This window comes from Cellulomonas sp. P4_B5_2, from assembly GCF_056402235.1.
Window position 1 is genome coordinate 1 of record NZ_JBFUHU010000187.1, and the last position, 7384, is coordinate 7384.

Below are 7384 nucleotides of genomic sequence, written 5' to 3' on the forward strand. Positions count from 1 at the left end.
GTGACGACCTCACCGGCCGGGTCCCTACCGAGGGGAACCCCATGTTCGTCGTCCTGTGCGACCTCGACGACAGTGCTGCTCTCTGGCTGGACTCGCGATTCCGCGACCTCGGTCAGAGCTGCACGCTCGTCACCTCCGGCCTGCTGTCGTTCGCTCGGCGACGATCGCAGTGGATCGGCCGCGACGGCACCCGAGCCGTCGTCGACCTCGGCGAGGCCAGCGTGATCGACCAGCCCGACCTCGTCGTCAACCGCCTCCTGTCACCACCCGTCGCCGCCTGGCAGTGGGCGAAGCCGGGCGAGCGCGACTACGCCGGGGCGGAGATGACCGCGTTCACGCTCAGCTGGCTCGCGGCCGTGCCAGGGGCGGTCCGCAACCGTCCGTCCCCCACCTGCCTCGCCGGCCCGTCGCCGCACCCGCTGCGCGCCGCCGTCGTCGCGCACCGCGCAGGGCTCGACGTGCCGGACGCCGACTTCGCTGCCGGCACGTCCACGCTCCAGCTCCTCGAGGCCGCGGTGCGCCGCGCCGGGCCGGCCGCGCACGTCCTGCACCTCGTCGTCCTCGACGGCCGGATCGCGGATGCCGACCGCGTCGAGCGACGGGTCGGCGCACGGATGCCCGAGGGCTTCTCGTCGGCGGTCACCCGCTTCGCTGCCGCCGTCGGTGCCGCCGAGGGCCTGATCGGCATCGACGTCGTGGTCGCGGGGAGCCGGTGGTGGTTCGCGGGCATGACGCCGTTGCCCGACCTGATGGTCGCGGGCGACGCCCTCGTCCAGGATCTGATCGGGCTTGTGGAGAAGGTGCCGGCATGAGCGTCATGGTGTGGGGAGTGCCGACGGAGAGTCCGGTCGAGCTCCTGCTGGGGGCCCTGGCCCGTCGCGGCGCAGACCCGGTGGTGGTCCACCCCCGTCAGTTCCTGGAGCAGAGCGTCGACGTCCACCTCTCGGGCGGAGAGCTGCGCGGCTCGATCCGGGTCGGAGATCGGACGACTGATCTCGGCGACATCGGCGGCGCCTACGTGCGGCCGATCGAGCCGGAGCTCGTTCCGGAGCTCAAGGGCGTGCCTGCCGACGACCCCGCGATGCAGCGCGCTCGTGCGGAGTTCGACGCGCTGATGGCCTTCACCGAGGCCGCTCCTGACGCGCTGGGCTGCAGGGTCGCGAGCCGGCTGTCCGCCATGGCCTCCAACATGTCGAAGCCGTACCAGGCGCAGCTGGTCCAGCAGGGCGGGTTCGACACCCCCGAGACGGTCGTCACCGACGACCCGGACGAGGCGCGGGCGTTCGTGCGCGCGCACCGCGGAGCGATCTACAAGTCGGTCAGCGGGGTCCGCTCGATCGTCAGCATCGTGGACCTGGACCGCGACGCCGAGCGGCTGGAGCTGATCCGCTGGTGCCCCGTGCAGTTCCAGGAGAACGTCCGTGGGAGGGACGTGCGCGTCCATGTGGTCGGCGACGAGGTGTACGCCGCGATCGTCGACTCCTCCGCGACCGACTACCGCTACGCCCGCGCCCAGGTGGGCGAGGACGCCGAGCTCGCGCCGTACGCGCTGCCCGACGACGTCGCCGAGCGGTGCGTCGGTCTCGCCCGCAACCTCGACCTGCCGTTCGCCGGAGTCGACCTAAAGCTCGCGGACGACGGCCGCATCGTGTGCTTCGAGGTCAACCCGTCCCCGGGCTACTCCTGGTACGAGACGGCCGCGGGGCTGCCGATCTCCGACGCGCTCGCCCGGTGGCTGATGCGGGCCGCGTAGCGAGCGCCCTGCCGGGCCGCAATGGGATGCTGGCCGCATGCTCGAGGCGCTCACCGGCACCGGCCTGGCCACCGCGGCCGGTCTCAACGCGTACATCCCGCTGCTGGTCATCGGCGCGCTCGCGCGGTGGACGGACCTCATGGACACACCTGCCGGGTGGGAGTGGCTCACGAACGGCTGGGTCCTGGCCGTGCTGGCCGTGCTCCTGGCGCTCGAGGTCGTCGCCGACAAGATCCCCGGCGTCGACAGCGTCAACGACGTGGTGCAGACGGTCGTGCGGCCCGTCGCGGGTGGCATCGCGTTCGGTGCGGGCTCGAGCTCCCAGACCGCCGTCGTCACGGATCCCGAGGCGTTCGTCGAGTCCGGCCAGTGGGTCCCGATCGTCATCGGGATCGTCCTGGCGCTCGTCGTGCACGGTGCGAAGGCCACCGTGCGGCCTGTCGTCAACGTCACGACCCTCGGCGCCGGGGCACCCGTGGTGAGCACCGTCGAGGACGTGACGAGCGTCGGGCTGTCGTTCGCGGCGATCCTGGCGCCCCTGCTGGTCCTGGTCGGGCTGGTCGGGCTCGTCCTGGTGTGGCTCCGCTTCCGCCGACGACGCAGGCGCGGCGGGCTGCCGCGGGAGACTTCGAGCGAGGTTTCGCCGCCACAACCCCCCGTCGACGTCCCGTAGCCGCTGCGCGCGAGCAGCGCGACCCGCTCACGCCGAGCGGCGGTGCCCACACGGCGCCCTGGCCGCGTGTGACGCTTTCCCTGCGAGGTCGCTTGGACGAGGGGGTGGTCGCGTGGGAGGTGCCGTTGGTGGTGTGCTGGCGATCGCGACCCTGGTGCTCTTGTGTGCCGTGCCGGTCCTTCTGTCGGTGCGACGGCTGGCCGTCGACGAGGTGGTGACCCTCGAGCCGGCCGAGGGAACGTGCGGGCTGGCGATTCACCCCGCACGTGGGCACCGGCTGCTTCCCCTGCTGGCGCTGGCCTTCGCCGTCGGCATGCTGGCTGTCGGTGTCGGGTACCTTCGGTCGGCACCGTACGCGGCCGCGTCGTTCCTCGTTGTCGGTGCGTACCTCGTCTACCTGAGCTGGGCGCGCGCCACCGGACGGGCCGGCGACGGGACGCTGACGCTCACCCCGGAGGGCATGCACCAGCTGTGGGCCGGGTCAGACGTCTTCGTGCCGTGGGACGACGTGCGCGGTCTGGTCACGACGCCTAAGGAGCTCATCGTCGAGACGCGCCGCCCCGCGCGACGCCGTCGCACGCTGCCGCTGCTCGGCGGACGCCGCAAGGTCGTCCAGGCTGACGCCGTCTCGATCCCCCATGCCTTCCTCCCGCCGCTGCCGTACCAGGAGATGGTGGAGCTGTACGCCACGACCCCCGGGTCGAGGCAGGAGCTGGCCACCGACGAACCGGTGGAGCGGGCACGGCGACTCCTGCGAGAGGACCGGGCTCGCCGGGCGTCCGAGACGTCATAGCGGCCCGCTGTGCCCGGCGTCCTCACCGGTCGATGCTTGCCATGTTGGCTTCGTCGTGGCGCTCGCCCACGGCGGGGGCGAGGGTGTCCAACCGGTGGAGCTGGCCGGGCGTCAGGGTGATGAGGTCGGCCGCGGTGTTCTCCTCGACCCGGGTGACGCGGCGGGTGCCGGGGATGGGGGCGATGTCGGCGCCGCGGGTCAGCAGCCAGGCCAGTGCGGTCTGCGCAGGGGTAGCGCCGTTCTCGGCGCCGATGGCCCTCACCTCGTCGACGATCGCCAGGTTGCGGTGGAAGTTCTCGCCGGTGAACCGGGGGTTGGTCCTGCGCCAGTCGTCGTCGGCGAAGTCGTCGACGGTGCGGATCTGCCCGGTGAGCAGGCCGTGGCCCAGCGGGGAGTAGGGGACGAGACCGATGCCCAGCTCGCGGAGCAGCGGCAGGATCTCGTCGTCCACGTCTCGGGTCCACAGCGAGTACTCGGTCTGCAGCGCGGCGACCGGGTGGACCGCATGCGCTCGGCGGATCGTGGCCGGCGCGGCCTCGGACAGGCCGAAGTGCAGGACCTTGCCCTCGGCGACCAGCTCGCCGACCGCGGCGGCAGTCTCCTCGATGGGCGTGCTCGGATCCACGCGGTGCTGGTAGTACAGATCGATGCGGTCCGTGCCGAGCCGCTGGAGCGACCCTTCGACCGCAGCCCTGATGTTGGCGGCGCTGCTGTCCAGCGCACCGGGACCTCCGCCCGCATGGGACACCAGACCGAACTTGGTGGCGATGACGACGTCGTCGCGCCGGCCGACCACGGCCTTGCCCACGACCTCCTCGCTGTGGAAGGGGCCGTAGATCTCCGCCGTGTCGATATGGGTCACGCCCAGGTCCAGGGCGCGGTGGATGGTGCGGATGGACTCGGCGTCGTCGACAGCGCCCTCCGAGGTGTAGGTGCCGGCCATGGTCATGGCGCCGAGGCCGATGCGGGAGACATCGAGAGCGCCGAGGTGGGCGTTGCGCATGTGGGTCGTGCTCCTTCGGGGTCGTGGAGTGCGGTTCGCGTACCCGCCGGCCAGCAGTCGCGGCGCATGGTCTCCGCGCGGGCCGCTCGACCTCGGGTCCGCCGCCAGGAGCGGCACGCGTTCCATGCAACCCGCGAGGAGACCAGCGAAGAAGTCACTGCGGGAAGGCGTACCGACAGCCCACCCCAGGACCCGCGGACGCGATCTACGGTGGCGACGTGGACAACCGAGACGAGGTCAAGGACTTCCTGCGCACCCGCCGAGCCCGACTCAGTCCCACAGACGCCGGACTGACCGCGTTCGCGAGCAACCGGCGTGTGCCCGGCCTGAAGCGCGGTGAGGTCGCCGACCTGGCCGGCGTCAGTGTCGAGTACTACGCCCAGCTCGAACGCGGCAACCTGGCCGGCGTCTCCGACAGCGTCCTGGACTCCCTGGCCCGCGCGCTGCAGCTCGACGAGGCAGAACGCACCCACCTGGCCGATCTGGCCCGCGAAGCCGGCCCCGGCACCAGGCAGCGCCGCACGCCGACACCTGCCAAGATCCGCCCCGGCGTGCAACGGCTGCTCGACCTCGTGGGCCAGACCGTGCCCGTCATCGTGAACAACGGGCGCCTCGACCTGGTCGCCGCCAACGCCCTTGGGCGCGCCCTGTTCTCGCCGGTGTACGCGACACCGCACCACCAAGGTGCCCCCGCCAACCACGCACGGTTCACGTTCCTCGACGATCGGGCTCGCGACTTCTGGATCGACTGGGAACGCGCCGCCGACGACTCCGTCTCCCAGCTGCGGACCGAAGCCGGCCGTGATCCCTACGACCGCGCCCTGACCGACCTGGTGGGCGAGCTCAGCACCCAGAGCCTGCCGTTCCGCACCCGGTGGGCCGCGCACGACGTGCGCCTGCACCGCACCGGCCGCAAACACGTCCGCCACCCGGTGGTCGGCGAGCTGCACCTGGACTTCGAGGTGCTCGACCTGGCCGCCGACCCCGGCCTGACCCTGATCACCTTCACCAGCCCGGCCGGCTCACCCGACGCGGACGCCATCCGCATGCTGGCGAGCTGGGCAGCGACCAGCAGCGAGACCGCACCGAACGCGGGTCGCCCGTCGTAGCCACGACACCCGGCCAGGTCAGACTTCGACTGATCGGCTCGCGGCTGAGCCAGGAGGCTGTCGAGCGGCGCTCAGCGACCCGCGGCGTCGAACGCGGGCGCGAACCGCAGCTCGCCACGCGGCGAGGGGCCCGAGAAGGTGATGTGCTCGACGACCRCTCGGTCCAGTTCAGAACCCTCCGACTCGCATCTACGAGTTCGCTGAGCAAGAACGTCAGGCCTGCATGTCCACGAAGCGCGAGTAGTGACCCTGGAACGCCACGACGAGGGTGTCCGTCGGACCGTTTCGGTGCTTGGCCACGATCAGGTCGGCCTCCCCGGCGCGGGGTGACTCCTTCTCGTACGCGTCCTCGCGGTGGAGCAGGATGACGATGTCGGCGTCCTGCTCGATGGATCCCGACTCACGCAGGTCGCTCATCTGCGGGCGCTTGTCGGTGCGCTGCTCGGCGCCACGGTTCAGCTGCGAGATGGCGATGACCGGGACCTCGAGYTCCTTSGCCAGCAGCTTSAGCGMKCGGGAGAACTCCGAGACCTCCTGCTGRCGGGACTCGACGCGCTTCCCGGAGGACATCAGCTGCAGGTAGTCGATTACCACGAGCTTGAGGTCGTGCTTCTGCTTGAGCCGTCGGCACTTGGCGCGAATCTCCATGAGCGACATGTTGGGGGAGTCGTCGATGAACAGCGGTGCCTCGGAGATCTTGCCCATGGTGGCGGCGATCTTGGCCCAGTCGTCCTCGCCCATCTGACCGTTGCGCAGCTTCTGCAGGTGCACGCGCGCCTCGGCCGAGAGCAGACGCATCGTGATCTCATTGCGGCTCATCTCGAGCGAGAAGACGACGGACGTCATCCCATGCTTGATCGACGCCGACCGGACGATGTCGATGCCCATCGTCGAGTTGTGCGTCGGGATCATCGCGTCGCCCGCGAGGTACAGGTGCGACGCATGGTCGATCTCGACGCAGCGCACGGGCACGGTGTCGATCGGCTCGACCGAGACGATGTACCGCTGGGTCAGCCGTGGGGTCGACGGACGGCGGCGCTCCTTGTGCACCAGGCGCTTGCGCTCGAGGGCGAACACCTCGTCGTCCGTCGTGAAGGTCAGCGTGTAGGCGACCGACGAGTCCTCGGTCCGGCCCGCGACCCGCTTGGTCGACCAGCCCGTGCGGTAGCCCAAGGAGTGCACGAGCTCCCGGACGTCCTCGGCCAGCCGACGGCTGGTCAGCGCGATCTGCGGCGATCCCGTCGGGTTGACCGTGCCGTCGGTGTCGAGCAGGCCGGCGAGCAGGTCACGCCGCTGCTGCTCGCTGGCGCGCAGGTAGGTCGACGGGATGTGCTTGTTCCCCAGCACGCCGAGCGTGCGAAGCCGACCGTGGATCGTGCCGTTCGCGTCGTGGCACGGCTGGCAGCGCAGCAGTCCGGTGGTCTCGACCCCGCAGTCCGGGCAGGTGGGCACCGCGACGGGGCCGGACAGCGCCTTGACCTTGCCGCCGCACGACCGCCCACACGTGCGGACCTGGGACCGCTGCGGCACGAACGACGCCCCGCAGACCTCGCAGGCGCGCGACGCGATCGGGTCGACGGGCAGCTGGATCGAGTACAGACGCGCGGCACCGGGGCCGGCCGGGGCCGCTCGTGAGACCAGGCCACGACCCTCGATGAGCATCGCGATCTCGGGGTCCGCGCTGGTGAACCGTGCCGACGCGGAGTGGCCGTCGCCTAGCCACACGCCGAGCGCGTACGGGTCGATCGGCAGGTCAGCCTCGGGCAGCCGCAGTGCCGCCGTGGTGGCCACCGAGTGGTTCGCGCGGGCGTCGCCGGTCGCGCACCGCAGCGTCGCGTGGATCTCCTCGGTTGTCCGGATCGCCGACAGACCGGCGTTCCGCCGACGCTCCGCGCGCGTGCTGGTGGACCACTGGTGCAGGGCGTCGGCGACGATCTGGCTGCCGTCGTCGAAGGTCACGCGGTAGGTCGGCCGGTCGGTGAGAACCTCGGTCGCGGCGACGACCCTGGTCGGCGTCCCGTCGGAGGCGAGCAGCTGGTCCCCGACCTGGACC

7 protein-coding genes are annotated in these 7384 nt (G+C 71.3%); 5 read left to right on the plus strand and 2 right to left on the minus strand.

Annotation, left to right across the window (positions count from 1 at the left end; genetic code table 11):
* From AC1DUQ_RS14030 to AC1DUQ_RS14045, 4 genes are all read left to right on the plus strand, one after another.
* The coding region (locus AC1DUQ_RS14030; protein ID WP_477073991.1) for a hypothetical protein at positions 1-812 on the plus strand (812 nt) is incomplete at its 5' end.
* Positions 809-1753, plus strand: a complete 945-nt coding sequence (locus AC1DUQ_RS14035; RefSeq protein WP_477059553.1) for an ATP-grasp domain-containing protein — start codon at positions 809-811, stop codon at positions 1751-1753. The genes AC1DUQ_RS14030 and AC1DUQ_RS14035, both read left to right, overlap by 4 nt.
* 37 nt (positions 1754-1790) lie before the next feature.
* Positions 1791-2426 carry a DUF4126 domain-containing protein gene (locus AC1DUQ_RS14040; protein WP_477059554.1) on the plus strand — a complete coding sequence of 212 codons (636 nt, stop codon included), beginning with the start codon at positions 1791-1793 and terminating at the stop codon, positions 2424-2426.
* Positions 2427-2538: 112 nt separating this feature from the next.
* The gene (locus AC1DUQ_RS14045; RefSeq protein ID WP_477059555.1) at positions 2539-3219 is read left to right on the plus strand and encodes a hypothetical protein; all 681 of its coding nucleotides are present in this window, start codon (positions 2539-2541) and stop codon (positions 3217-3219) included.
* 22 nt (positions 3220-3241) lie between these two features.
* Here AC1DUQ_RS14045 and AC1DUQ_RS14050 read toward each other — a convergent pair whose 3' ends face one another.
* Positions 3242-4222 carry an aldo/keto reductase gene (locus AC1DUQ_RS14050; RefSeq protein ID WP_477059556.1) on the minus strand — a complete coding sequence of 327 codons (981 nt, stop codon included), beginning with the start codon at positions 4220-4222 and terminating at the stop codon, positions 3242-3244.
* A gap of 218 nt (positions 4223-4440) precedes the next feature.
* Between AC1DUQ_RS14050 and AC1DUQ_RS14055 the strand changes: the two genes are divergently transcribed.
* The gene (locus AC1DUQ_RS14055; RefSeq protein WP_477059557.1) at positions 4441-5331 is read left to right on the plus strand and encodes a helix-turn-helix domain-containing protein; all 891 of its coding nucleotides are present in this window, start codon (positions 4441-4443) and stop codon (positions 5329-5331) included.
* Between the two features lie 213 nt (positions 5332-5544).
* Here the strand turns inward: AC1DUQ_RS14055 and AC1DUQ_RS14060 are convergent.
* A partial coding sequence (locus tag AC1DUQ_RS14060; protein WP_477073992.1) for a DnaB-like helicase C-terminal domain-containing protein occupies positions 5545-7384 on the minus strand: 1840 nt, incomplete at its 5' end.

What these genes read in the sequence shown, in the direction of transcription:
- AC1DUQ_RS14035 (WP_477059553.1), top strand. Translation starts at nt 809, where the DNA reads ATGAGCGTCATGGTGTGGGGAGTGCCGACGGAGAGTCCGGTCGAGCTC.
- AC1DUQ_RS14040 (WP_477059554.1), top strand. Translation starts at nt 1,791, where the DNA reads ATGCTCGAGGCGCTCACCGGCACCGGCCTGGCCACCGCGGCCGGTCTC.
- AC1DUQ_RS14050 (WP_477059556.1), bottom strand. Translation starts at nt 4,222, where the DNA reads ATGCGCAACGCCCACCTCGGCGCTCTCGATGTCTCCCGCATCGGCCTC.